We start from the raw sequence: 23,921 nt of genomic DNA on the forward strand, positions 1-23,921 counted from the left end.
CTTGTTTGTGTTGAGGACAGACCATGAAAAGCCCCCATTCCGCCCCCAACGTGGCGGCAATCTGGCAGCAGGGCATGGCCCGACGGCGCTTTCTGAAATGGAGCCTGCTGGGTTCCGCAGGTGTGGCTGCCGTGGCCGCCGGCGGTTTTGCCTTTCTGCGCCGCTCCCCGCTGGACAACCAGCCTGCGCCGGAGTGGGCCACCGGGCTTTCTGCTGCGGAATATCACCTTTTTGATCGTGCCCGCCAGGTGTTGTTGCCGGTGGAAGGCACCGCGCTGACCCCCAGTGACCAGGTGCCGGTGGTGCGTAATGTGCAGGCACTGCTGAATAACCTGGACCCGGCCACGCGCAAGGAAATGGGGACGGGGCTGGGCTTGTTCGACAACGCGGCGGTGCTCAGTCACGGCCGTCGTTTTGTGGATCTATCCGACGCGGATGCGCGCGTTTATTTTGACAGTTGGGGGCGCGCCAGCGTGATTCAGCGCACCCTGGCCACAGTGATCAAGCAACTGACCTACAGCGCTTACTGGCAGGAGCCGGCAACCTGGGCGCCGACCGGTTTTGATGGCCCGGTCAGCGACAAGTGGGGGCTTGCCTATCTCGGCAATGCGCCGTTACCGGCCGATGATGCGATGCGCGCCAACCAGCCGGAGGGGCAGGCATGAACGACACAATCGCAACAACAGCGGACAATACGGCAGGTTGGCAGGCCTCAGGCCTTGCGGTGCACCAGGCCAGTGATTTGACGGGCAAGCAGCCCGAGGGCGAGCGGCTGACAATTGAGGCGGATGTGGTGATCGTCGGCTCCGGAGCGGGCGGGGCGGTCAGTGCCTATGAGCTGGCCCGGCGGGGTTTCAAGGTTGTGGTTCTGGAAGCTGGCGCCTATGTGCCCTCAAAGGACTTCACCGAACGGTTCACTGACAGCCTGGACACCCTGTATCAAGACCATGGCGGCCAGACCAACAGCAGCGGCGATTTGTTGGTGCTGCAGGGCGCCTGTGTGGGGGGCTCCACGGTGGTCAATGGTTGTGTGTGTTTCCGTACGCCGGATTTCATCCTGCAGGACTGGCAGCGGGATTTTGGTCTCGATGACCTGACCACGGCGGAGCTGACACCCTATTTCGACGAAGTGGAAAAGAACCTGGCCGTCCATGAAAACGGTGAGCATGAGATTCCCCGTCACGGGCGCCTGATCCGCGCCGGTGCCAACCGCCTGGGTTGGTCGGTGAAACCGTTGCAGCGCAATATCCGCCAGTGCGGCCTGACCGGGCACTGCCTGTCTGGCTGCAAGACCGAACGCAAGCAATCCATGCTGGTGACCTATTTGCCCTGGGCTGCGGCCCACGGGGCGCAGATTTATGCGGATACCCGCGTGGAGAACATTCTCACCGAAAACGGCAAGGCCAGTGGTGTGGAGGCAACGGTAACCCACCGCGATGGCTCTGTTGCAGCGCGCATGACCGTCACCGCGCCCCGGGTGATTGTCGCAGCAGGGGCGGTGCAGACCCCGCTGCTGCTGCTGAAAAGCGGACTGGGTAACCGGTCCGGACAGGTGGGAAAGAACTTCGCCTGTCACCCGTCATTGTATGTTCCCGCCCGCTATCCAGAGCCGGTTTATCCCTGGCGTGGCGCCATGCTCGGTGTGTATGTGGACGAGTTTATGCATCCTGATAAAGGCGGTTTCGTGCTGGAAGACGGCGGCGCCGGGCTGGTGGAGCTGACCATGGCGGCGGAACCGGGCACCGGCAAACCGTTCATGGATTACATGGCCGATGCCAAGTACCTGGGCGGGTTGGTCACGCTGATCCACGACCACAATGTGGGCACCATTGAGTGGGACGGCGAGCGCAAGAAGATCAACTACCAGCTCAGCGATATGGATTTTCCCTCCATGCAGCGAGCGCTGAAAGCGGCTGCGCGTCTGCATCTGGCGTCGGGCGCTGAAGAAGTCTATGTGCCGGCCAGCGATAACCGGGTGATTCGCAGTGAGGCGGATATCGATGTCATGGTCGATACGCTGGAAAACCTGCCGCAGCACCTGCGTATGGTCAGTTACCACCCCCAAGGCACATGCCGAATGGGGGCAGACCCGGACCAGAGTGTGGTAGGCAGCGATGGCCAGAGCCACGATGTTCCCGGGCTGTACGTGGCTGACGCCAGCCTGCTGCCCACCTCCATTATCGTCAATCCGCAGATCACGGTGTATGCGCTGGCTACCCGAATTGCCCGGCAAATAGCGTGAAAGCAGCGGGCAGGGATGCCCGCAGCCCAGCCCTCCGTAATCACGTCGTCCCGCTTGATCATAACGCCCACCCCCGGTTGCGCCGGGGGCTTTGGCGTTTGTAACGGTTTGTTATAGACTCAAGGAATAATAACGATGGCAAATACCGCTCCACCAATAACAACAAGGGCCTGAACGAAAAACAGGCCTGCCCAGGAGAGGGTCTGAATGAAGAATAATAACCGTGCGCCGCTGCCCGGCTTTCTGGGTGGCCTAGAGCCACTGAGCCGCCGCGGATTCCTGCGCACCAGTGTGCTGGCGGGTGCCGCCTTCACCACGGGCTGTTCCAGTCTGTTCGGCCGCCGTGAGGCACCGGAAACCCTCGAATATCACAGCCTCAATGACGACGAAGTCGAGGTGATCACCCGCCTGACCGAGGTGATGATCCCCGCTGATCGTTATGGGTTGCCCTCCAGTACGGATGTCGTACCCACCATAAAAAACGTGGATGCCATGGCCCAGCGAATGCCGCCGCAGACCCGCGAATTGCTGGGGCTGGGAATCTGGGTGTTCAACAACCGACCCATGGTCAGTTTCAAATTCAGCCGTTTTACCCGTTTGCCTGATGACAAGGCACTGGCTTATGTGGATGCCATGCAGGAAGGCTCGTTCTTTGAACGCGGGCTGATGACCACCCTGAAAGCGTTGGTGGCATTGAACTACTGGCGTGACGAGCGCACCTGGCCGGGTCTGGAATATCACGGGCCGGTGACGGAGTTGTGGGGTGTACGACGATTGGGGAATGCCCCGTTACCACGGGCGTAAGGGCGGAGAATAATAATGGCGTTTGTACGAGTAGCCCGGGACGGGGTTCCTGTCACCCAGGCAAAAGACGTGGCACTGGATGCCAGCCTGGGTAAGCGATTCACACTGAAAACCGATGTGGTGGTGGTGGGCTCCGGAGCCGCCGGTGCCATGGTGGCCTATGAAATGGCCAAGGCCGGGCGGGATGTGCTGGTGCTGGAATCCGGGCGGTACTATCCCAGCTCGGCCTTTACCGAGCACCTTGGCGATACCATGACCAAGATTTATCAGGATCAGGTAGGCCAGGTGAACACTACCGCGGATATCATTTTTGTGCAGGGTGCCTGCGTGGGGGGATCCACGGTGATTGGTGCCTGCGTGATGGAAGAGCCCGGCGATGACGTGCTTGATGGCTGGGCTGCCAAGTACGGGCTGGATAATTTGTCTGCGGAAAAATTTCGCCCTTATCTGGATACCGTGGCCGACCAGCTACAGATTCACATCAACGAAGCCCACGAAATCAATGCCTGCGCCCACAAGGTGATTCAGGGCTGCGAGAAAATGCAGTTCTCCTGGAAGCCGGCGCAGCGCAATGTGAAGCAATGCGCGCTTACCGGGCATTGTCTGGCGGGGTGCCCGTCGGATCGGAAAATGAGTTCCCTGGTAACCCATCTGCCCTGGGCGGCGGCGCATGGCGCACGGATTTTCTCGGATACGGAAGTGGTAAAAGTGCGCACCCGAAACGGCCGGGCTAGCGGGGTGGAAGCCCGCGTGACCGACCCGGACAGCGGTGCCCATGTGGCAGACATGCAGGTGGATGCGGATTTGGTGGTGTTGGCAGCGGGGGCCATTCACAGCCCGCTGATCATGCAGCGCAGTGAAATTGCAGACCGCAGCGGGCAACTGGGCCGTAACTTGTCCATCCAGCCGTTCACCCAGGTGATGGGGAAATTCAAGGAGCCGCTGTACGGGTTCCGTGGTGCCCTGGTCGGGGTGCAGGTGGATGAGTTTACCCGCACGGACGGCTACACCATTTTCTCGGGGCTGGCTGAGCCGGAGTCCCTCATGGCGCAAGGCGATATGAAGGCCGGCAAGGCGCATATCGATTTCATGAAGGACTACAAATACTACGCTGGAGTGAACGCTTTCAGCACCGATCTGGGCCGGGGGTATGTGCAGTGGGATGGCGACGCCTATACCGGCGGTAAGACCATTCACTGGAACCCCAATCGGGAAGAATTTGAGAACATGAAGGCATCGGCGGCGCTGGCCGCACGAATCTTCTTTTCCGGTGGCGCCGAGAAAGTGTTCATGCCGACCTTCCAGAGTCTGGAAGTGGACTCGGTATTCAGCCTGGATGAAAAACTGGCGCAAGTGGATTATGGCATCAAGGGCATGTACACCTTTCGTTCCAACAGTTTCAGCCCCCACGGCACATGCCGTATGGGCGCCGACAGCTATGACTCCGTGGTGGCGCCCAATGGCGAAGTCCATGGCACTGCGGGGCTGTTCGTGGCGGATGCCAGCCTGATCCCCGAGCCGATGAGCGCGCCGCCCCAGTGGACGGTGCAGGCGCTGGCCAAGTATGTCAGTGACCAGATCAATGCCAAGGCGAGCAGTTATTTTATTGGCTGATCGGGCCCATCAGGACGACACAGAACGCGCCTTCGGGCGCGTTTTTTATTGATAAACAGATACACTTTTGGCGTTAAATCCGTGGGGATTGGCACCTATGCCCATGGTCAGCTGTGCTAGCATAAAATCACATTCCAAATTTCGATGGAGAGACACCATGGTGGGGTTTGAATTTGCCACCACGCACCGTGTGTTGGTGGAAGCGGGTGCCGCAACCCGTTTGCCTGAACTGTGCCAGCAGCTGGGCGCAACCCGGGTCATGCTGGTTACCGATCCGGGGATTCGCAGCACCCCCTTGCTGGGGCCGGTGGAAGAGAGCTTTCGCAGCGCCAACATGCCGTTGACGCTTTTCGACCAGGTGACTGCGGACCCTGCAGACTCGGTGGTGCTGGAGGCAGCAGCCAGTGCCAGGGACGCCGGGGCGGACCTGGTGATCGGTTTTGGCGGTGGCTCGTCCATGGATGTGGCCAAGTTGGTCGCTTTGCTGTCACACCCCAAGGCCAGCCAGCAATTGTCCGATATCTACGGCGTTGGCCTGGCAACGGGGCCGCGACTGCCGTTGGTGCAGGTGCCGACGACTGCTGGTACCGGCTCTGAAGTGACGCCGGTGGCAATCGTGACCACCGGTGCGACCACCAAGGCGGGCGTTGTGGCGCCGTCGTTGTTGCCGGATCTGGCTGTGCTGGACGCCGAGCTGACCCTGGGGCTGCCGCCTCACGTGACGGCCGCAACCGGCGTGGATGCCATGGTGCATGCCATCGAGGCGTATACCAGTGCGCACAAGAAAAACCCGTACTCCGACATGCTGGCCCGTGAAGCGCTGCGCCTGCTGGGGGGCAATCTGGCTACGGCAGTGAAGGAGGGCAGTAATCTGGTTGCCCGGGAAGCTTGCCTGCTGGGTGCAATGATGGCGGGGCAAGCCTTTGCCAATGCCCCGGTAGCGGCAGTGCACGCGCTGGCTTACCCTCTGGGAGGGCATTTTCACATCCCCCATGGCTTGAGCAACTCTCTGGTGTTGCCGGAAGTGCTGCGTTTCAATTTACCCAAGGCGGCGCCGCTCTATGCTGAACTGGCGCCGATTCTCAGTGACCGTCCCTTTGCTGACCATGAAGATGGCGCGGGAGTATTGGTTGCGACGCTGGAGTCGCTGATCCGTGAGGTGGGCCTGCCGGTACGCCTGCGCGATGCCGGGGTCACCGAAGACAGCCTGGAAACCCTGGCCTCGGATGCCATGCTGCAGCAACGGCTACTGGTGAATAACCCCCGTGAAGTGACAGAGGCGGATGCCCTGAATATTTACAAGGCAGTGTATTGATCAAGAGACGCAGCACGCGATACGCAGCATGCAACACGCGCTGGTATTCGGCGTGTTGCCTTCCTGGGATGAGTACGAATGAGTGATAAACCGAGCCGCCCTCAGCGTGAGGAGTACGGCTACCTTTGCCCGGTGGATAGTCGCTGGAGCGATAACGATATCTACGGCCACATCAACAACGTGGTGTATTACAGCTATTTTGATTCCACCATCAACCGCTACCTGGTCGACGAAGGCGGACTGGATATCCATGATGGCGAGCACATCGCCTATGTGGTCAGCTCCGGTTGTGACTATCTGGAAGCGGCAGCCTATCCGGAATCATTGGTGGTGGGGATGAAGGTGGACAAGCTCGGAAACAGTTCTGTGCGCTATGGATTGGCACTGTTTGGCAGTGAAGGCCCGGCGAAGGCCACCGGCTTTGTGGTACACGTGTTCGTGAATCGAGCAACAGGGCGGCCTGTAGCCATTCCTGATGCCCTGCGCGAAGCGTTAGCGCGGCTGGCACAATAGTGCGTGATCGTTGTCAGAAAGGGCGATACTCAGTAACAGCTTGCTCATTATGTAGATACCGTCTCTCCCAATGAGCCACAACCCCTCTCAAGTGGGTTGTGGTTCATATTCTTTCTGGTGTGCGAGCACGCCATAAGCAATGTGCACCAGTTTTCTCATCGCCGCGCCCAGCGCTGACATCTTTCGTTTGCCTGCAGCACACAGCCGTTGATATTGCCGCCGGATGCTGGGGTTATGCCGCATCGCCACAACGGCACCCATATACAACTTCTGCCGCAAGGCTGGATCTCCATTTTTCGAGAGCCGCGGTGCGTGCCTGACCGAACTGCCCGAGGTCCACTCCACCGGCACTAGACCCATGAAGGCGGCCACTTGTCGGCCGCTTTTGAAGCGCCTTGATCGCAGCGTCACCAGTAAATGCACCGACAGCACCTCGCCGATCCCCGGAATGCTTTCCAGCAAGCGCCTGTCGCGCTTAAGGCCGTCATGGCGATCAATATGATCATCCACTTCCTTGATCAGCCTTTTGGCCTCCCGTCGCAGCAATGCCAGCACATGCGTAATCGAGTGTTCTGCTTGCGTGTCACGGTTGAACTGCGCCTTTTCTAACCGATTCTGTTCGCGCTGAATGTCCTTCTGTACCGTCTCCAGACGTTTGGCCAGCTGCTTGAGGGTCCGCACTTCCTCTGGCTCAGGCTGCCAAGGCGTCAGCTCAGGGTTCGCCTGCGCAAAATGCACAATCCGTTTGCTGTCTTTCTTGTCACTCTTGCCTTGATCGCCCAGGGAGCGGGCGTAGTAGCTCACGCGGGCAGGGTTCAGCACGTAGACCGTCACGCCAGATTGGTGCAGCCAGTACGCCAGGGGTTCGTGATAGATGCCGGTCGCTTCCAGATACACCTGAAGCTCGCCGGGGGACGCGTCGATTTGTTTGAGCAACCATGACAGCAGCGCGGGATAATGATCGTGGGCATTGGGAAATACCCGGGTTTTTACCTTGCCGGCCTGAGCATCACGCAACCAGCATAGATCGAGCTTTTTCTTACTGACATCAATACCGATGGTAGCCATCTCTCCACTTCTCCTTGTTCGTGCAGCCTCATCCGGTCAACGGCGGGCTCGGATATCGTTCAAGTTTTGAGAGAAATGCTGGCGGGACCTATCTACATCACAGGCTCAGGGCCTCAGGTCGAATACGGGTTGCCCGCCAACAGTGGCGAAAGGGTAGCAAATCCTTCCGCCGGAGAGACACAAGGTCGACTTAGGCGTAGCCGTAAGCCGACAACACGCTACACGGCTAATGATAGAAAAAAGGCGGAAATGGGGGCTAGCCCATTTCCGCCTTTTTCGTGTTGCATGCGGCGTAGTGCGTGCCGCGGCTTGGTTTTAGTTAGGAAAAAAGTTCAGCTTGTAATCGCCTTTCCAGGTTTCCACATTCATGGCGCCAAAGTTCATTTTTCGGGCCACCAACAGGATCCGCCGTTCAAGCTTGTCGTCACCCAGCTGGCTGGACTTGATCTTCACGTCCAGCACGTCGCCACTGGGGGCGATGGTCAAAGCCAGAACCACAGTGCCTTGCAGGGCAGGGTTGCTGCGCAGTGCGCGCTGGTACTGGCTGTTGAACTTGCCAGCATAGCGGTCGAATACGCGGCGTAACTGTTCCTGGGTGCGACGACTCTTGCCATCGCTGCCTTTGCGCGAGGTGCTGGCTGCTTCACCGGCCTGGGCGATCTTGCTGTCCACCTGCTTGCCGCCACTGCCCACGGTGCCGGCAGATAAGGTGCCGCCGCCACCGCCGCCGCTTGAGGCCCGTGCTACTGCCACGCCCCCGGAACCGCTGCCGGCACGGGTGCCGATCAGGTCACGCTCTGCCTTGGCGGTGGTGCTGCCACCGGTTCGCAGGTCGCTGCCAGAGTTCACCAATGGGCCGATATCGTCCAGCCCGGCCAGGGAGTCACCCAGGTCCTCTTCCAGTTTTGCCTGTGCTTTTTCACGGGCCTGCTGGCGCTCCTGAGGTTCCGGTACCGGTTTGGGCTTGGGCTCGGGTTTCGGCTCAGGCTTGGGCTCCGGTTTGGGATCCTCTTTCTTGGGTTCTTCCTTTTTCTCTTCTGGCTCGGGTTCCGGTTCGGGCTCAGGCGGTGGTGGTTCTTTTTTCTTTTCCATGACCAGTTGCGCAAGGCGTTCCGGAATCTTCTGCTGTTCACGGCGGTCCGGTTTCTCGATGGTCACCGCGTTCACCATGATCATGATCAGCAAAGAGAGAATCAGCAGAACGATAACGATGCCGTAGAGGCGTCGATCTTCCCCCTCCTGTTTATCCCAAGGTAGCGAGCCGTCAATCAGGATGCGCAGCTTGTTATTGTTTTTCTGCGTCATTCTTCCTCCTCCTCTGCGACTTTCAGCACAGCGAAGGCGACTTGTGTGTATGGGGTTTCCATACAGCTACGCATCAACTTCTTGATCACCGAGTAGGGTACCGAGCGGTCGGCAAGAATCATTATTTCCCGGTCTTCGTCCGGACTGATCGCCAGCCCTTGCGAAGCGCGGAAATTCAATTCTTCCACCAGCGCCGCCACGGTACGCTCTTCCTGATTTCTGACTGTTTCGGTATCGGCGATTTTTTGCCCTTCAACAATGATGTCCACGGGGCTTACCTGAATGGTCAGCACCTCGGTGGGCAGCTCCTGGGCAATGGATTCCGGTAACTGGATATCCTGATTGTCCGGCAACTTGGCCGCATTGTTGTTATTCACCAGCAGAAAGATCAGCAGGATGGTGAAAATGTCCATCAGGGACGTCAGGTTCAGTGTGGCAACGGCCTTGTGCTTGCCGTGGTGCCGGGCCATACGGCGGGCGCGGGATGACTTCTTCATGCATCACCTCCCTTGCCGGCGTTATTGCCACTTTGATCCTTGGGCGCTGAACCGATGCTGATGCTCGGGAACAACTCTTTCTTGATGGTTTGGCCGTTGACCTCGCTGTTGTACAGACGCACGGCGTCCATGGTCTGGATCATCACCTCGTAGGGGGTGTCATCCTCACACAGCAAGGTAATGGCGGTTTCCTGGGGAAACTTTTCTTTTACCTGCACAAGGTAATCGTGCAGGCCGGTGCTATTGGGCTTCTCGCCATCGTTTTTCACAATCTTGAGTACCGCGCTGGTATTGCGGTCGACCACTTCGTAGCGGTTGCCGTAAATCAGCACTTCAAGCACCAGCTTGTCTTTTTCGTCGTCTTCCGAGGGGGTGCTGCTGTCATTCACCGCGGGCAGGTCGAGTTGCAGGATGGATACCTGCGCGAAGACCGCGTTGATCAGCAGAAAAGGAATCAGCACTACCATCAAATTCAGGAAGGCAGTGATGTTCAGTTCCACCTCGGTGTCGTGCGAACGTCGTCTGCGAAAACGCATACCAGATCCTTACACCAGGTTAGCGAAAACAAGAAATCGGCTTATTGGCCGTCGTTCTTGCGCTCTTGCTGGGCAGAAACCTGGCGGAATACGTTAACGAATTTCACCGAGGCCATTTCCATGCTGTCGACCAGTTTGCCGGTCATGGAATTGATAAAGGCGAAAGCCAACAACATGGGGATCGCAGCGATCAGGCCGAACGCCGTGGTGTTCATGGCGACAGAGATAGAGGCAGACAGCAGATCGGCTTTTTGGGCCGGGTCAGCACTGGCGACCGCGGTAAAAGCACTGATCAGACCAAGAATGGTACCGAGCAGACCGAGCAGGGTGGCGATGTTCGCGAAGGTGGCGATATAGGGGGTGCGGGTTTCCAGGCGCGGAATGATTTCCATAAGGCCTTCTTCCATGGCCAGTTCGATATCATCATGACGCTTGGCGGATTTGGCGCGTTCCAGGCCGTAACCGATTACCTTGGCCATACCGGTGTTGCTGTTGCTGACCACGTCCAGCGCCTGGCGGAACTGGCCCTTGGCAATCAGCGGGTAAACGTCTTTCCAGGTCTTCTGGTTTTTTGCCTTGGTGGCCTGGAGGTAGATGATGCGTTCCAGAGACAGGGCCAGGCCCAGTGCCAACACAATCAGAATGGGGTACATGAAGAACCCGCCATCCTGAATAAATTTGATAGAGGTCTCAATGACACCCAGATTTTGGGCGGCAGCGGCGGTGGTGGGCATGAACTTCTCCTGCGATGTTTCTGTTTAGCGTTATTGTTGGGCGCAGCGACGTTTCGGCTGGTGTGAACGTGCTGGCGCCTTTCCCCAAAGTGTTCGTTTTTATCAGAAAAAAAGCGTGCACGCACGCTAATGCTATTTACGGTGTTTGTTTATTCCAGAAACAGGCCGTCATTGTCCGGTTCCTGGGTCAGCAGCTGGTGATACTCGATTTCACGCATCAGCACTTCCTGGTCCAGTGGCTCCAGCACCCGGTTGAGCAACGACGAGGTGGGATCCTTCTTTTCCAGTTTTACTTCACGGTCTTTCCAGGGCACCACGTTCAGCACCGTGGGTGCCTCCTGGGTCCCGATAACGTTGGTCGACGGTTCGCTCGAGTCATCGGCGGCATGGCTGGCAGTGGCCAGCAGCAGTGCAGCAAGGGTCAACAGGCTTCGCATCAGTTCATCTCCCCGGGGTTAAGGGTCGAGCCGTTTTCGGCCACCGGTTGGCTGGGCTGTTCTGGCGCACGGCGCTCCAGATCGACAATCCAGTTGGCTACGTTTTCGTCCGGCAGTTTCTGCAGGTTCTGGTAGGCACGGAAATGATTGAGCGCCAGGTTCATGTCCTGCAGGTACAGCTCGCCGAGTACGGCCAGGTTGAAATGGGCGCGGGCATACTTGGGGTCAAGCACCAGGGCACGCTCATAATGAATGCGGGCGTTATCGAATTCGCCTTGCTCGCGCAGGGCCAGGCCCAGCCCATTGTGGGCGTAGGGGTTGGCATCATTGATGGCCAGCGACTGCTCGAAGGCCGCCTGGGCCTTGTCGTAATCTTCCAGCTCCATCTGTATCAAGCCGATGTTGAGCTGCGGGCCGGACAGTTGCGGATAACGTTCGGCCAGAGACTGGAACATGACCAGTGCCTGTTCATTGTTGCCTGCCATGCGGGTTTGCAGGGCACGGGCGTATTCGCCCATGGCCTGTTGCGCGATTTTCTCGACTTTGGGGTCGTGGGGCACCGGTGGAATATGCACCGCATCGCTGTTGGCAGCGGCGCCGCCACTCTTTTGCTGTTCATATTTGCTGGTGTTGCCTTCGGCGGTACCGTCCAGCCCGCCGCCCTGATTGATGGCACAGCCAGAGAATAGTAGTGCCAGCAAGAGGAACGCGCTGCGTGTTGCGTGTTGCGTGCCGCGTGCTGCGTTAATAGATAATGTCGACATAGCTCTCAACCTGTTCAAACTTCGCATAACGGCCGGGAATCAGCTCTGCTAACGCGGTAAAGCTCTTTTTTACCCACTGGTCATAGATGTCATCGGTGACCAGGTTGGCATTGGCGATAAGAATATCGATGGCCTGATCCTCATAGGGCAGGGCCTTGTCTTCAAGCAGCATGGTGTACTCTTCAAGCTCCAGTTCATCCATGCCGTTGGGGCGTTCCGACTTGATCAGGTCCCTGGCCAGCACGCGATACATTTCACCGATTTTGTAATTGGCGGCCGTGGCGTATTCGGCGACGCCGATCTGGGCAACGGCCTGATAATCGGCCAGTGCTGTTTTCATCACCGTGGTCTTGGCGGCCAGAGAGGTTTTCAGCGGCTGCTCAAGCTTGATGCGGTTGAACTCCTGGAAGTTCGGTTCAGCCAGAGTAAAGCTGGCATAGGCGGCCAGCCAGGCGACGCGGTCGTCGGCATTGTTGCCGGCGTCCCGGTAGCTGGTGACAAGTTGTTTCAACCAGTAGGTTTCCCGCTCGCTGTTGGCGGTTTTGCGGTTCAGTTCCACCAGCCTGAATTGCGCTTCGGAGCGGAAATCATAGGGCTGTGGCCATTCCTGCAGGTACTGCTCATAGAGCGCGATGGACGCTTGCGGCTTCTCGGCCCGGTCCTGCATTTCTGCGGCGCGCCACATGGCCTGGCGGGCCAGTTCATCGTTCTCGCCTTTATGGTTGGCAGCGATCAGGGTCAGCTCACCGGCGGCGGCGGTATAGTTGCCTTGCTGTTCGTAGGCCACTGCCAGTTTGTCCGGGATGGTATCGGTCAGCGGATCGTTCGGGTAACGCTGACGGAAGGCTTCCAGGACCGGAATGGCATCGGCACTGCGCTGCTGCTGGATGAACAGGGTGGCGGCGTCAAATTCGGCATTCTTGCGTACGGCGGCTTCCGGTACCGCCTGGCCAACGCGCAGGAAGGTGGCGGCGGCCACATCCAGGTTGCCCTGATCACGCTGTTGTTCGCCCTGGCGGTAGATGCTGAGCGCCAGTTTTTCGCGGTACTCCGCGCGCTGCTCCGGCGGCACTTCTTCCAGTAGCAAAAGCTTGTTGTAGGCCAGTTCGGAAACCTTGAAGCGCCCCAGATCGAATTCACCGTTAGCAATGGTGGCCCAGCCGTAGCGGAGCATTTCCGGTGCCGGTGCCGGGTCGCGGCTGACCAGAATGCCGGCGGTTTTCACCGCGCCTTCTACATCACCCAGTGCCAGCTGATCTTCAGCGGTGTTGTGCAACACATTGGTTGCCTGCGGGTGTTGCGGGAAGTGCTGCCCAAACTTCTGGGCACTGGCGATTTTCTGTTGGCGCCACAGGGTTGCCTGTTCCGGTTCCAGCTCGCCATCGAGAATTTTCTGATAGGCAACCAGGCCGGAGAAGGCAGCGTCGCCACCGGTGGTGTGCTCGGGGTAGCCATAGGCGGTGCGCTCGAATTGCGCAATCGCAGCCGGGTAATCGTTGGCGGCGAACAGCACATCGGCGTAGCGGTGGTTCACGTCACCCTGATTGGCGCTGACGGGGGGCGTGTCCAGGTATTCCTTGTACCAGCGTGCTGGCGCCTGGTAGTCCGCTGGCTTGCCGGATTTCTGGGCGAGCACATGGTGGTATTCGGCCAGGTCGAGGATATGCCCCTTGAGCAGATCCACATATTGCTGGCGGATATCCGGGTGACGGTTCCAGTACTCGCTGTTCACCCCATAGTGGTCGATGAATTTTTCTTTGGCCGGCAATACCAGCGTCGGGAAGCCCCCTTTCTGGTAAGACTCGATCTGCAGGGTAGAAAACTCCGGGGCCAGGCGGGAATCCGGGTACACCTGAACGAACATGTCGTAGGTTTCCGCCGCATCGCGGAAACGTTCCTGGTTCAGGTAGACGTCACCGAGGGTACGGTAAATCGCCGGCTCGTAGTCCCGGTTGCCGTTGCGGGCAAACCAGGCTTTCACTGACTTGGCGCCGTTCAGGTTGCTGAAACTGAGGCTGACAACCCGTTGGGTATCGACGAACAGTTTGCTTTCCATGCTGGTGTTATCCGCCAGCACGGCCTGGCCATTGAGGTTGTCCAGCAGGGTAAAGAAGCTGTCCTGGGCGCGTTCGTATTCGCCCAGTTTGTAGTAACTCCAGCCGTGCTTGTACAACGCCTGGTTATAGAATTCATTGCGCTCGCCCCGTTCGATGACGTCAGCGTAGGCTTTTTCTGCGTATTCGTAGTCGCCTTCGGAGAACAGCATTTCGCCGCGTCGGAACTGGGATTCCAGTGCCCACTCGCTGTTGGGGTATTGCTCTACCAGAGAATCCAGGCTGCTGCGGGCCTTGTCCAAATCCCCATCCATGGCGTAGGCCTTGGAGAGCAGATAGTAGGCTTCGGCACGTTCGTTGGCATCGTTGGTGCTGTTGAGCAGCTCCTGATACAGCTGGATCGCCGTGCTGTAGTCCACATCCTCGTCGGCGAGCGTGGGGGACATGGTGCCTGCCAGGTCCAGCAGGGCCAGTTTCCGCTCGGTGTCGTCGGTGGTATTCACCTGGGACATGGTGTTGTCGTAGACGAGCTGGTCGACTTTTTGCTCCAGCTGTTCGTCTTCCTGCTGGGCAATCTGCATGTCCTGCTCGGTGGCAGATGCCAACGCCAGATCGGCCATGCGCCGCAGGGTTTTGGCCCGGCGTTGCGGATCGTCGAACAGTTCAGCCGCCTGACGGTAGCTGTTCAGGGCATCCTGGGTGGACGCGCTTTCCAGTTGCTGCTCTTCAATGACAATGTCTGTGCTTTCCAGGTCCGCCAGGGTGGTTCCCCCGAAACGGGCCTGTTGCTCCAGGGTGCCACTTGGCGGTGCGGATGCGCAGCCCCCCAAGGCCACCATCGCTGCAGCCAGACTGTGCAGGCGAAATCGTTTCACGATCCTTTCCTCTGGTTTTTCTCACCGGAGACAGACGAGTCCTGCAGGCGGGCAATGGCCAGATGTGCCTCGGCCAACTGGTCAGCCAGCTTTTGCTGGTTGGCGTGGAGCAGGGCGAGGGCGTCGGCCTGCATGTTTTGCTCCAGGGCCAGCAAGGTGTCTTCTGTCAGGTGTTTTATTTGTTTTATTTTCTGGTCTTGTGCGGCGAGGCGTTGGCCTACGTCGTCACGGGTACGCAGGGTGGCGTCCCGGATCTGTTGGCTTATCGCCGCAATACGTTGTGCCAGTATCTGGCTTTCTTCGCGTAAGTGGGTTGCAGCTTGCACTTGTTGTTCGCGTTGTTCCACCGACTGGTGGGCAATATCCCAAAGTAGCAGGCCGCGAACCCGGCGCAGGCGAATGGCGTTGTTGTGGTCGGAACCGGGGATACGGCCGAATTGGTGGGCGAGGGCGTCGACTTTCTTCCACATGATGGCCTGTTCAGCATTGGCTACATCGGCAGGCTTTTCCAGGTCCACATAGTTGGGGATACGGCTGGCCAGCTGGTCGCTGGCCTGGCTGAGCGTCTCCTGGCGGCTCATCAAGCCGGTAACCTGCCCGCGAACATGGGGCAGGTTTCGGCTCAGGGTCTCACGCTGTTGCTGGTAGCTTTGCTGCAAGGCCGGCAGCGATTCCTGCCAGTGTTCAACCATGGTCTTGATCTGCTGGATTTGCCGGTAGTGCTCAAAACGCTGGGCAAAATGGTTGCTGGAAAACAGCTTGTATAAATACGACAGCTCGCCGCCTTTTGCCATGTCGTTGGTGTTGGCCGGCAGCAGGCCGGCCGCGTTTTCGTCCTCCGGCAGCAAGGCTTCGGACCAGCCGGGTTTGGCGATGTTATCGATGGCGCGCTGAATGTCCTTAAGGGCCTCGCGGTATTGCGTGGCAGCATACTGATAGCCCGACAGGGCCTGGGGCAGGCCGCCGAGCTCTTCGTAGGCACGGGGGGCCAGCATCAACGCTTCCTGCACGGAGGGATGGCTGCTGTTGCGACGTACCGCTTCCAGCCACAGGGGCAGGGCGCGTTTCACGTCGCCGGCGCGGTAGTTCGCCAGGCCGAGTGCAAGCAGGGCATCTTCGGAGAAAGGCCCGTCGCTACGTACCTGGCGCAGATCGGCGCGGGCATTTTCCAGGTTGCCGTCTTTCAATTCTGTCAGGCCCGACGCCAGGGCGGCCCGGTCACGCAGAGCCAGCGCCTGATCGCTGCTGCCACCTGCAGACAGCAAGGATTTAAGCAGTTCAAGGCCCTGAGCCTGATGGCCGGCCCGAATCAGCGCCACGCCCATGTTGTAGCTGGCGTAACGGCCTTCATCGGTATTCAGGGGCACGGAATGGAGGTAGTCCAGGGCACCGGTAAAGTCCCCCTCGGCCATGAAGATATTGGCCAGCATCAGGCGACGGCGAGCTTCGTCAACCGGCTCCAGCCCTTTCATGTTTTCGCCATCGAGAATCATGGCCGCGTCGGTGTAGTTGCCTTCGCGGTAATGCAAGGCGGCCTTGTGCAGCCAGGTCTGGGCGCGGGTGCGGCTGAGGATATCCTTGGCCAGCAGCCGGTTGAAGATGGTTTCGGCTTTGCCCGGCAGGCCGTAGGTGACGTAGAGATCCCCAAGGACCAGTTCGGCGTAGTCGGTATCTTCACTGAAAAGTTGCTGCTGTTGGTTGACCAGCAGAAGGTTGATGGCATCGAAGTTGGCTTCGCGATAGTAGTCATACATGACTTCACCGAATGCCAGATAACGGTGCTCTTCCTCGCCGAGAACCTGCGGGCCGGTGTCTACGTCATCAAAAAATTCGACTTTTGCTGCCAGGGCGGGCGAGAGATTAATCGCAAGCAGTGAACACAACAGCCACCGTTTCATCCGGGGTCGTGTCATTGCTGATTCCACTCACGGAATTCGAATTTGTGCTGTTGGCTATTCAGGTCATCGACCACCTGCATTTCCACCATTTTGCGGCCGGGGCCCTTGGTAAAGTTGTAGCTGGTGGTTTTCTGGTAGTCCTTGCCGAGGGGATCGTAGCCGGTGATGGTGGCTTCCATGACATGGCGACCACTGGTCAGGTTGCCGGTATACAAGCGCTGAATGCCGCCCTTGGTGAGCGCTTCGAATTCCTGGTCGGAATAAAAGTGGTAACCAACATGGTCACCGTCGATGGTCAGGTTGATGTCCACCAGGCGAATCGGCGTGCCCACGTCTACAGAGACAAAGATGCTGGTCTGCGGGCTGGCGTAGAGTAATTCCTGCTCCAGCAGGGTGAGGTCCCGATTCAGGTTGAGGGCTTCGCTCTTGAGTTGGCGAATCTGCTCGGACAGGCCATCGTCGTCAGCCGCACCGGCAATGGAACACAGGCTCACTAACACGGCGCCGCAAAAGGGCAAAAATGCTTTCATGGGTGGCGATCGCTTCTTTTGTTGTTATGGGCCGCCAACGCGGCATTCTTTAGTGCCTAGTTGTAATCAGAAGAACGGCTTAAATCAAGGGTAACCATCGGTCATGATTGGCCCTTAGCACCACCGACGGAGGCCTCTATAGTCAAGTTTATGGATAGCAATGATACGAATTTGCCACTAGTGCTGCGACGGGCCCTGTCCGCAAGAGGCTGGAACCAGCAGATGCGGTATCGATCCGGCGCGGGTGGGGACACCGCCAATAGCGGTTTGCTGACGCATTCGGGGGGCCGTTGCTTTGTGAAAATGCACCCGACTGCCGCATTGCTGGCAGCGGAAGAAGCCGGGTTGCGGGCCTTGGCGCCGTGGTTACGGGTGCCGCAGGTAGAGGGCCGATATGCCGATGAGGCGGGCGGGGTGCTGTTTCTGGAAGCTCTGGTGCTGGAGCCACTGGGGCAGGCCGGGTGGCGGGCTGCCGGGCAAGCCCTGGCCGGGCTTCACCGCGGGGCCACAAACACGGTTTATGGCGGTGTGGCGGACAACTTTATTGGTGGCATGCCGCAGCACAACCGCGACGAAGCCGAATGGCCCCGTTTTTTTGCCCGTCAGCGGCTGCAGCCGCAGTTGCAATGGGCAACGCAGAAGGGGCTGCCGGCGCCGGCCTGCCGGGCCGTGCATCGGGTTATCGACCATCTGCCGCACTGGTTGCCGCGCAAGCCTGCCAGTGGGTTGTTGCACGGGGACCTGTGGATGGGGAATCTGGGCCAAATTGACGGCGCAGAGCCGGTGTTCTTCGATCCGGCCTGTTATTATGGCGACCCGCAGGTGGATCTGGCCATGCTGAACTTGTTCGGCCGACCACCCGAGGCGTTTTATCATGGCTACCAGGGGCATTTGCCGACACCGGAGCAACGGGCACGGTGGCCGGTGTATGACCTGTATCACTGGCTGAATCACTTCAACCTGTTTGGTCATCCCTATACCTCAACCGTTACCGATATGGCCCGGTTGCTTTGCCGGGAGCTGAAATAGCGGGCTCCAATACTGATGCTTAACCCAAGGATACCGATGCACATTATCGCCGATGCCAACATGCCCGGTTTGGAGCCTTTCGAGGCCTTTGCCACCGTTGAGCGAGTGGATGGCCGCACCCTGACCCGGGAACAGCTGGGCGAGGCGGAGATTCTGCTGGTGCGGTCTGTCACCCGTGTGGATGCCACCTTGCTGGCCGGTTCGCGGGTACGCTTTGTGGGCTCCGCCACCATTGGTACGGACCACGTGGATCTGGCGTATCTGGCCCAGGCGGGCATTACGTTTGCCCATGCGCCGGGCTGTAATGCCCGTGCGGTGGCGGAATATGTGCTGCAATCCGTGCTATTGCTGTGCGCGGCCCAGGGGCGATGTCCGCGGGAAACCCGGGTGGCAGTGGTTGGCCTGGGGAATGTGGGGCGTCGCGTAGCGGACTGGCTGGGAGCGCTGGGCATGACGGTGCACGGCTGTGACCCTCTGCTGGAGCGAGCTGGTTACGCCGGGCCGGTGAGCCTGGCCCCGCTGGATCAGGTGCTGGATGCCGATATCATCACCTTGCATGTGCCGCTGACCCGCACAGGGGATGATGCCACCTGGCACCTGCTGGATAAGGCCCGGCTTTCCCGGTTGGGGCCGCAACAGATGCTGATTAACACCTGTCGCGGGCCGGTTATCGACAATGCGGCGCTGTCCCGGCAGCTGGCCGATGGTGCCGGGCCGTTAACGGTGCTGGATGTGTGGGAGGAAGAGCCGACGGTGCCGCCGACGCTGTATCAACAGGTTCTGATGGGCTCGCCGCATATTGCGGGTTACAGCCTGGAAGGCAAGCTCAAAGGGACTCGCATGCTCTATGACGCGGTGTGCGAGTGGGCGGGCAGGGAAGCGGCGGGAGAGGCTGCTGGGGCGGATGTGCCGGTGTTACGGCAGTCGGTGGCGAGTGATGCGGACCTGTTGGCGTTACTGCAAGCAGCATATCGGCTGGACGATGATTACCGGCGATTGGGTGACAGCTTGACTGAAGCGGCACCTGCTGCGGCCTTTGATCGCCTGCGTAAACAGTATCCTGTCCGTCACGAACTGCACCACTGGCAGCATGACGGGCCTGTCGCGGACGCCTGGGCGGCGATTATCAGCCGACTTTTTGAGCCCGATGGTATTGCGCGGTAGGGTATTGCCACTGATCTTCCAGGTGCTCACAGGCGCGCTGGATCATGTCTTCGGTAATGGGGATTTCCCGGCCGTCCTCATCGATGATGGCCGCGCCGTGGAAATGCGATGCTGAAGGGCTGTTGTTCAGATTCATGTGTCATCCCTGCCTGTGCAGTTGGCCTTTAAATTTACTTAGTGGTTGTCAGTGACAGCAACGCCTATTTTTGTATCTGGATATGACCCTTTTATGAAAGCTGATCAAGGTCTTTGTCTCGGTGTGCTGGTCAACCCTTATGCCGGCCTGGGTGGCAGCGTTGCGCTGAAAGGCAGCGACGGGGTGCAAACCCGTGAGGAAGCCCTGCGTCGCGGTGCCACGCCCCAGGCGCCAGGCCGGATGAGCCGGGCACTCAAGGCGCTGTCAGCCGTCAGTAATGTGTCCGTTGTGACCTGGGGCGGTGAAATGGGCGAGAACAGTTGCCGGGCAGCCAAGGTGCCTTGCACGGTGATTGGTGAGTCGCCCATGCCGAGCAGCCCGGATGACACCCGTGCCGCTGCTGCCGCACTGAAAGCGGCCGGGGCTGAACTGATTCTGTTTGCCGGTGGCGATGGCACCGCCCGGGATCTGGTGGATGCCATTGGCCTGGGCACCCCGGTGCTGGGCGTGCCGGCGGGCTGCAAGATGCATTCTGCCGTGTATGCGGTGAATCCCGAGGCGGCGGGAAGTCTGCTGGCGGAGCTGGCCGGTGGGGGGCTGGTGGCGCTGGAGAGTGCTGAGGTGCGGGACATCGACGAAGCCGCGTTCCGCGAGGGCGTGGTCAAGGCCCGTCACTATGGAGAGCTGCAAGTACCGGCAGAAGCCCGTTATCTGCAGCAGGTGAAATGCGGCGGCCGGGAAGTGGAAGACCTGGTGATTACCGAAGTGGCGGCCTGGGTGGCAGACAGTCTGGAAGACGACACCTGGTACCTGATGGGATCCGGCTCCACAGTGGCTGTGGTGATGGAGCAGCTGGGGCTGGAGAATACGCTGCTGGGCGTGGATTTGGTCCGCAATGGCGAGGTGGTCGCGGCGGATCTGGGGGCCAGGCAGTTACTGGCGCACATTGGCGATGCGCCGGCCAAAGCCGTAATCACCGTGATTGGCGGACAGGGGCATCTGTTTGGCCGTGGCAACCAGCAATTCAGCCCAGAGCTGATTCGCCGCCTGGGCAAAGAAAATATCCAGATACTGGCTACGCGAACCAAACTGGAAACGCTGGAAGGGCGACCGTTGCTGGTGGACAGTGGCGATGCGGCGCTGGACAAGCAGTTGTGCGGGTTATGGCCGGTGGCGACCGGGTATGAGGATCAGATTCTTTACCGCGTGGGGACGAATGCGTCTTTAATTGAGAGTTGATAGTGGTTTGAGAGTGGACAGTTGATAACTCGCGCTTGAACGTTGATTGGTCCTGAAATTAAAGAGGCCGCACCCATGGCCATGGGTGCGGCCTCTTTGCGTTTAGTGGATAACCTCGTTGGTTCGCGCAGTTGTCAACGGTCCACTATCAACTGCCAATTTTACCTCTCACCCATGGCGCTTTTCTTGCAGCGCCGCGATGCGGTCATCCAGCGGCGGGTGCGAAGAGAATAGGGCTTTCAAACCTTGCTTCACGCCAGAGTTGATGCCGAAAGCCACCAGGGTATCCGGCATCTGGTTGGGGACCTTCGACTCCGCTTTCAGCCGTTGCAGGGCAGAAATCATGTCGCGTCGGTCAGCCAGTTGAGCGCCGGCCACATCGGCCCGGTATTCCCGGAAGCGGGAGAACTTCATCACGATGGTGCTGGCGGCAATGCCGAAGATAATTTCTGCCACGATCACCACGATGTAGTAACCGAAGCCCAGGCCGCCGCCACCGTCACGACGCAGGAAGCTGTCGATCACATAGCCCACCACGCGGGCGGCAAAAATCACAAAGGTGTTCACCACGCCCTGGATCAGGCTGAGGGTCACCATGTCGCCGTTGGCCACGTGGCCAATTTCATGGGCCAGCACCGCGCGGACTTCCTCGGGGCGAAAACGGCTTAGCAGCCCCTGGGAAACCGCCACCAGCGCATCATTCTTGTTCCAGCCGGTGGCGAAGGCATTGGATTGCTGAGCCGGAAAAATACCCACTTCAGGCATCTTGATGCCCGCCTTGTCGGACAGCTCTTTCACCGTATCCAGCAGCCAGCGCTCCGCCTGGTTGCCGGGCTCCTTGATGATCTGCACCTTGGCGGACCATTTGGCCATGGGCTTGGATATCAGCAGTGAAATCAGTGAGCCGGCAAAGCCGAACACCGCACTGAAAATCAGCAGGCTGGTCAGGTCCAGGCCACCGCCGCTCTGGGCGAAATAGCTGTTAACGCCAAGCAGGCTAAGGGTAATGCTGGCGACCACAATAACCGCCAGGTTGGTAAGCAGATAAAGCGCGATGCGCATCATCGTGGGGACTCTCCATCAGGTAGGTAATTATTTATTTGGGGGCGGGGCGCAGAGGGTTCAAGGCTTGGGCTATAATCTGCCTTTACCCGCTGAATGGAAGCCCCCTGTGCTTTCCGGCAGCATGCTGTGTCCACCTTTGCGCCTGTATTGATCCCTATGCTCTCGTCTCCGTTATCAGACCTTCTTGCCCCGTATCTGGTTCCACCGTCCCAGCCAAAACATCGCCTTTTTCATGGTCGTGGCAAAACCGTGCCCTCTCTGGAATGGCTCACCGTAGACCGCTTCCCCCCGGTGTTGGTCGCCACGCTATTCCGCCCCCAGGAGCAAGCGGTGCTGGCAGAACTGGAAGCCTGCCTTACCGAGGCGCTGGCAGGTTTGGGATGTCAGACATTGGTGTTCCAGCATCGGTACGATGCCAAGGCTGAGAACCAGGTGATATGTGGTGAGCTACCGGACAGGCCGGTCGCCACAGAGCAGGGGCTGGATTACAAACTGGATTTCCAGCGCGGCCAGAACCTGGGCTTCTTTGCCGACATGGCGGAGGGGCGTAGCTGGCTGCGTGAACGGGCCGAGGGTTGCAAGGTACTCAACCTGTTCAGTTTCACCTGCAGTTTTTCCGTGGCGGCGTTGGCGGGAGGGGCACGCTCTGTGGTGAACATTGATCTGTCCGATGCCGCCTTGACCCTGGGCAAGCAGAACCACGCCTTGAATGGCTATCAGGATGCCCGGGTCCACTACTTGCCCCACAACATTTTCAGAAGCTGGAAAAAGCTGCATAGCCTGGGGCGCTACGACATTATCGTGGTGGATCCACCCAGTGCCCAGAAAGGCAGCTTTATGGCGGAGAAGGACTACCCGAAAATGCTGCGTAAACTGCATAAGTTATTGGCACCGGAGGCCGATCTGCTGATCTGCCTCAATGCGCCCTGGCTGGATTACGCCTGGCTGGAGCAATGTGTGGCGGATAACTTGCCGGGGGCGGAGCTGCAAGCCTGCTTGCCTGGCGCCAGTGGTTTTGACGAAGCGGGAGAGCCCGCGCTGAAAACGCTCCATTACCGTTACCAGCGGCCCGCGATACTGGATGTGTCTGCGGATGGGGGACAGAGTACGTAGCAAGGCCTGTAGGGATATGCTATCTGTGTAATGGCCTGTGAACCGGGTGATACTTTATGGATGAAGGAGAGCGACATGAAGCAGATTTTTCTTGTGGTGATGGTGGGTGCGTCTCTGGGCCTGTCTCCATTGAGCCTTGCCGATGAAAGGCCGCCAGAGGGTGCCAAACCCATTTCCGAATTGGCCAAAATGATTGAAGAGCAGGGGTATTCCCCGATTACCGAGATTTCCTTTGATCGGGGTCAGCTGGAGGTCGAGGCGTACAAAGGCACCAACAAGCGTGAGCTCAAGGTAGATCCCAAGAGCGGCAAGATCCTCTCTGATCGCCGGGATGATTAGCGCCGTCGACGGCAGGGACTGAACCCCCTCGTTGAGAGACCATGAGCACCAACGCTCCGCTTCACTGAAGCCCGCTAAATGTCCCGACAGCAAAAGGCCCACATGGTGTGGGCCTTTTGCGTTGGTGCGCGGTGATTTAAAGGTGGCGCGGTTTATTTGGCGCCGATCGGGGCGAACTCATCCTTGTCCACCGGCTGCGGATTGCGCGACAGCAGGTAGCGCACCAGCGCCGTAGTGCGAGCTGAATCCTGGGCACGTATCGCCTGAATCAGTTGTTCGGCAACCGTGGCTTTTTCCAGCTGCACTGTGGCGGGAAGTTGCGGATCGGTTTCTTCAAAGCGTAGATCGCTGAGGGCGGTGAGCAGCACAAAGGCGCGGTTGCTCAAGACGGCTTGTTCCAGACCTTCCTGAAAAATGGTGGCCTGGTAACGCAGGTAGCCTTCTTCGGCGAGCCACAGCATGGCACCCAGGCAGCTCATGTGGCGAGTGCTGTGCAAGCCCACATCATCCACCTCGGTGGGGCCGATAATATCTTCCACGTACAAGGCACCCGGGCGAGGGAAACTCATGTAGCACTGCATCAGAATGCGGGCCACATCGTGGGTGAAATCATCGATATGCAGGTGGGACATGGGCTTACCTAACAGACG

At 59.0% G+C, this 23,921-nt stretch carries 24 protein-coding genes; 11 read left to right on the forward strand and 13 right to left on the reverse strand.

Annotated elements, in window-relative coordinates; genetic code table 11:
* Positions 1–23 precede the first annotated feature (23 nt).
* The 6 genes from ADG881_RS01075 (at position 24) to ADG881_RS01100 (ending at position 6,488) form a co-directional block, all read left to right on the forward strand.
* Positions 24–665 (forward strand): hypothetical protein, encoded by a 642-nt coding sequence (locus ADG881_RS01075; protein WP_007150737.1) that lies wholly within the window; start codon positions 24–26, stop codon positions 663–665.
* The gene (locus tag ADG881_RS01080; RefSeq protein ID WP_007151574.1) at positions 662–2,242 is read left to right on the forward strand and encodes a GMC family oxidoreductase; all 1,581 of its coding nucleotides are present in this window, start codon (positions 662–664) and stop codon (positions 2,240–2,242) included. The genes ADG881_RS01075 and ADG881_RS01080 overlap by 4 nt, the downstream gene beginning before the upstream one ends.
* A gap of 207 nt (positions 2,243–2,449) precedes the next feature.
* Positions 2,450–3,046: a hypothetical protein gene (locus ADG881_RS01085; protein WP_007150876.1), complete on the forward strand. Its 597-nt coding sequence runs from the start codon at positions 2,450–2,452 to the stop codon at positions 3,044–3,046.
* Positions 3,047–3,061: 15 nt separating this feature from the next.
* A complete protein-coding gene (locus ADG881_RS01090; protein ID WP_007149416.1) occupies positions 3,062–4,660 on the forward strand; it encodes an FAD-dependent oxidoreductase in 1,599 nt (532 codons plus the stop codon).
* Between the two features lie 157 nt (positions 4,661–4,817).
* The gene (locus tag ADG881_RS01095; RefSeq protein WP_007148456.1) at positions 4,818–5,975 is read left to right on the forward strand and encodes an iron-containing alcohol dehydrogenase; all 1,158 of its coding nucleotides are present in this window, start codon (positions 4,818–4,820) and stop codon (positions 5,973–5,975) included.
* Positions 5,976–6,053: 78 nt separating this feature from the next.
* On the forward strand, positions 6,054–6,488 hold the full coding sequence (locus ADG881_RS01100; protein WP_007151571.1) for a thioesterase family protein: 435 nt from the start codon (positions 6,054–6,056) through the stop codon (positions 6,486–6,488).
* A gap of 87 nt (positions 6,489–6,575) precedes the next feature.
* Here the strand turns inward: ADG881_RS01100 and ADG881_RS01105 are convergent, their stop codons facing one another.
* The 10 genes from ADG881_RS01105 to ADG881_RS01150 form a co-directional block, all read right to left on the reverse strand.
* Positions 6,576–7,556, reverse strand: a complete 981-nt coding sequence (locus ADG881_RS01105; protein WP_007148336.1) for an IS110 family transposase — start codon at positions 7,554–7,556, stop codon at positions 6,576–6,578.
* A gap of 315 nt (positions 7,557–7,871) precedes the next feature.
* Complete coding sequence (locus tag ADG881_RS01110; RefSeq protein WP_007151258.1) at positions 7,872–8,861, reverse strand: TonB family protein; 990 nt, start codon at positions 8,859–8,861, stop codon at positions 7,872–7,874.
* A complete protein-coding gene (locus ADG881_RS01115) occupies positions 8,858–9,358 on the reverse strand; it encodes a biopolymer transporter ExbD (RefSeq protein ID WP_007149995.1) in 501 nt (166 codons plus the stop codon). The genes ADG881_RS01110 and ADG881_RS01115 overlap by 4 nt, the downstream gene beginning before the upstream one ends.
* The gene (locus tag ADG881_RS01120) at positions 9,355–9,894 is read right to left on the reverse strand and encodes a biopolymer transporter ExbD (RefSeq protein WP_039925890.1); all 540 of its coding nucleotides are present in this window, start codon (positions 9,892–9,894) and stop codon (positions 9,355–9,357) included. The genes ADG881_RS01115 and ADG881_RS01120 overlap by 4 nt, the downstream gene beginning before the upstream one ends.
* Before the next feature lie 41 nt (positions 9,895–9,935).
* Positions 9,936–10,628: a MotA/TolQ/ExbB proton channel family protein gene (locus tag ADG881_RS01125; RefSeq protein WP_007151030.1), complete on the reverse strand. Its 693-nt coding sequence runs from the start codon at positions 10,626–10,628 to the stop codon at positions 9,936–9,938.
* A 149-nt stretch (positions 10,629–10,777) separates the two neighbouring features.
* Positions 10,778–11,065, reverse strand: coding sequence for a hypothetical protein (locus ADG881_RS01130; protein ID WP_007150639.1), 288 nt, complete (start codon positions 11,063–11,065; stop codon positions 10,778–10,780).
* Positions 11,065–11,829 (reverse strand): tetratricopeptide repeat protein, encoded by a 765-nt coding sequence (locus ADG881_RS01135; protein WP_083787439.1) that lies wholly within the window; start codon positions 11,827–11,829, stop codon positions 11,065–11,067. The genes ADG881_RS01130 and ADG881_RS01135 overlap by 1 nt, the downstream gene beginning before the upstream one ends.
* The gene (locus tag ADG881_RS01140) at positions 11,810–14,758 is read right to left on the reverse strand and encodes a tetratricopeptide repeat protein (protein WP_039925891.1); all 2,949 of its coding nucleotides are present in this window, start codon (positions 14,756–14,758) and stop codon (positions 11,810–11,812) included. Before ADG881_RS01140 ends, ADG881_RS01135 begins: the two co-directional genes overlap by 20 nt.
* Positions 14,755–16,671 (reverse strand): lipopolysaccharide assembly protein LapB, encoded by a 1,917-nt coding sequence (locus ADG881_RS01145; protein ID WP_156790305.1) that lies wholly within the window; start codon positions 16,669–16,671, stop codon positions 14,755–14,757. Before ADG881_RS01145 ends, ADG881_RS01140 begins: the two co-directional genes overlap by 4 nt.
* The gene (locus tag ADG881_RS01150) at positions 16,668–17,186 is read right to left on the reverse strand and encodes a hypothetical protein (RefSeq protein WP_155135385.1); all 519 of its coding nucleotides are present in this window, start codon (positions 17,184–17,186) and stop codon (positions 16,668–16,670) included. Before ADG881_RS01150 ends, ADG881_RS01145 begins: the two co-directional genes overlap by 4 nt.
* A 222-nt stretch (positions 17,187–17,408) precedes the next feature.
* Here ADG881_RS01150 and ADG881_RS01155 point away from each other — a divergent pair, with 222 nt between their 5' ends.
* Complete coding sequence (locus ADG881_RS01155) at positions 17,409–18,215, forward strand: fructosamine kinase family protein (RefSeq protein ID WP_083787440.1); 807 nt, start codon at positions 17,409–17,411, stop codon at positions 18,213–18,215.
* Between the two features lie 36 nt (positions 18,216–18,251).
* Positions 18,252–19,379 carry a 4-phosphoerythronate dehydrogenase gene (locus tag ADG881_RS01160; protein ID WP_007149018.1) on the forward strand — a complete coding sequence of 376 codons (1,128 nt, stop codon included), beginning with the start codon at positions 18,252–18,254 and terminating at the stop codon, positions 19,377–19,379.
* On the opposite strand, the gene ADG881_RS17655 is transcribed toward ADG881_RS01160, so the two are convergent.
* A complete protein-coding gene (locus ADG881_RS17655) occupies positions 19,342–19,515 on the reverse strand; it encodes a PA1571 family protein (protein ID WP_196220407.1) in 174 nt (57 codons plus the stop codon). The genes ADG881_RS01160 and ADG881_RS17655 overlap by 38 nt on opposite strands.
* Positions 19,516–19,608: 93 nt before the next feature.
* Between ADG881_RS17655 and ADG881_RS01165 the strand changes: the two genes are divergently transcribed.
* Positions 19,609–20,754 (forward strand): ATP-NAD kinase family protein, encoded by a 1,146-nt coding sequence (locus tag ADG881_RS01165; protein WP_039925894.1) that lies wholly within the window; start codon positions 19,609–19,611, stop codon positions 20,752–20,754.
* A gap of 168 nt (positions 20,755–20,922) precedes the next feature.
* On the opposite strand, the gene htpX is transcribed toward ADG881_RS01165, so the two are convergent.
* Complete coding sequence (gene htpX / locus ADG881_RS01170; protein WP_007149143.1) at positions 20,923–21,819, reverse strand: protease HtpX; 897 nt, start codon at positions 21,817–21,819, stop codon at positions 20,923–20,925.
* Positions 21,820–21,975: 156 nt separating this feature from the next.
* Between htpX and ADG881_RS01175 the strand changes: the two genes are divergently transcribed.
* Together ADG881_RS01175 and ADG881_RS01180 are read left to right on the forward strand one after the other, a co-directional pair.
* Positions 21,976–22,932: a class I SAM-dependent methyltransferase gene (locus ADG881_RS01175; RefSeq protein ID WP_007149938.1), complete on the forward strand. Its 957-nt coding sequence runs from the start codon at positions 21,976–21,978 to the stop codon at positions 22,930–22,932.
* Positions 22,933–23,007: 75 nt separating this feature from the next.
* Positions 23,008–23,271 (forward strand): PepSY domain-containing protein, encoded by a 264-nt coding sequence (locus tag ADG881_RS01180; RefSeq protein WP_039925896.1) that lies wholly within the window; start codon positions 23,008–23,010, stop codon positions 23,269–23,271.
* A gap of 152 nt (positions 23,272–23,423) precedes the next feature.
* Here the strand turns inward: ADG881_RS01180 and ADG881_RS01185 are convergent, their stop codons facing one another.
* Positions 23,424–23,903 (reverse strand): hypothetical protein, encoded by a 480-nt coding sequence (locus ADG881_RS01185; RefSeq protein WP_007149298.1) that lies wholly within the window; start codon positions 23,901–23,903, stop codon positions 23,424–23,426.
* Positions 23,904–23,921 lie beyond the last annotated feature (18 nt).

The organism is Alcanivorax sp. DG881 (assembly GCF_000155615.1).
Taxonomy (GTDB): Bacteria; Pseudomonadota; Gammaproteobacteria; order Pseudomonadales; family Alcanivoracaceae; genus Alcanivorax.

Excerpts from the sequence above, each read along its gene's own strand:
- ADG881_RS01075 (WP_007150737.1), top strand. The coding sequence starts at position 24 with ATGAAAAGCCCCCATTCCGCCCCCAACGTGGCGGCAATCTGGCAGCAG.
- ADG881_RS01080 (WP_007151574.1), top strand. The coding sequence starts at position 662 with ATGAACGACACAATCGCAACAACAGCGGACAATACGGCAGGTTGGCAG.
- ADG881_RS01085 (WP_007150876.1), top strand. The coding sequence starts at position 2,450 with ATGAAGAATAATAACCGTGCGCCGCTGCCCGGCTTTCTGGGTGGCCTA.
- ADG881_RS01090 (WP_007149416.1), top strand. The coding sequence starts at position 3,062 with ATGGCGTTTGTACGAGTAGCCCGGGACGGGGTTCCTGTCACCCAGGCA.
- ADG881_RS01095 (WP_007148456.1), top strand. The coding sequence starts at position 4,818 with ATGGTGGGGTTTGAATTTGCCACCACGCACCGTGTGTTGGTGGAAGCG.
- ADG881_RS01100 (WP_007151571.1), top strand. The coding sequence starts at position 6,054 with ATGAGTGATAAACCGAGCCGCCCTCAGCGTGAGGAGTACGGCTACCTT.
- ADG881_RS01105 (WP_007148336.1), bottom strand. The coding sequence starts at position 7,556 with ATGGCTACCATCGGTATTGATGTCAGTAAGAAAAAGCTCGATCTATGC.
- ADG881_RS01110 (WP_007151258.1), bottom strand. The coding sequence starts at position 8,861 with ATGACGCAGAAAAACAATAACAAGCTGCGCATCCTGATTGACGGCTCG.
- ADG881_RS01115 (WP_007149995.1), bottom strand. The coding sequence starts at position 9,358 with ATGAAGAAGTCATCCCGCGCCCGCCGTATGGCCCGGCACCACGGCAAG.
- ADG881_RS01120 (WP_039925890.1), bottom strand. The coding sequence starts at position 9,894 with ATGCGTTTTCGCAGACGACGTTCGCACGACACCGAGGTGGAACTGAAC.
- ADG881_RS01125 (WP_007151030.1), bottom strand. The coding sequence starts at position 10,628 with ATGCCCACCACCGCCGCTGCCGCCCAAAATCTGGGTGTCATTGAGACC.
- ADG881_RS01130 (WP_007150639.1), bottom strand. The coding sequence starts at position 11,065 with ATGCGAAGCCTGTTGACCCTTGCTGCACTGCTGCTGGCCACTGCCAGC.
- ADG881_RS01135 (WP_083787439.1), bottom strand. The coding sequence starts at position 11,829 with ATGTCGACATTATCTATTAACGCAGCACGCGGCACGCAACACGCAACA.
- ADG881_RS01145 (WP_156790305.1), bottom strand. The coding sequence starts at position 16,671 with ATGACACGACCCCGGATGAAACGGTGGCTGTTGTGTTCACTGCTTGCG.
- ADG881_RS01150 (WP_155135385.1), bottom strand. The coding sequence starts at position 17,186 with ATGAAAGCATTTTTGCCCTTTTGCGGCGCCGTGTTAGTGAGCCTGTGT.
- ADG881_RS01155 (WP_083787440.1), top strand. The coding sequence starts at position 17,409 with ATGCGGTATCGATCCGGCGCGGGTGGGGACACCGCCAATAGCGGTTTG.
- ADG881_RS01160 (WP_007149018.1), top strand. The coding sequence starts at position 18,252 with ATGCACATTATCGCCGATGCCAACATGCCCGGTTTGGAGCCTTTCGAG.
- ADG881_RS17655 (WP_196220407.1), bottom strand. The coding sequence starts at position 19,515 with ATGAATCTGAACAACAGCCCTTCAGCATCGCATTTCCACGGCGCGGCC.
- ADG881_RS01165 (WP_039925894.1), top strand. The coding sequence starts at position 19,609 with ATGAAAGCTGATCAAGGTCTTTGTCTCGGTGTGCTGGTCAACCCTTAT.
- htpX (WP_007149143.1), bottom strand. The coding sequence starts at position 21,819 with ATGATGCGCATCGCGCTTTATCTGCTTACCAACCTGGCGGTTATTGTG.
- ADG881_RS01175 (WP_007149938.1), top strand. The coding sequence starts at position 21,976 with ATGCTCTCGTCTCCGTTATCAGACCTTCTTGCCCCGTATCTGGTTCCA.
- ADG881_RS01180 (WP_039925896.1), top strand. The coding sequence starts at position 23,008 with ATGAAGCAGATTTTTCTTGTGGTGATGGTGGGTGCGTCTCTGGGCCTG.
- ADG881_RS01185 (WP_007149298.1), bottom strand. The coding sequence starts at position 23,903 with ATGTCCCACCTGCATATCGATGATTTCACCCACGATGTGGCCCGCATT.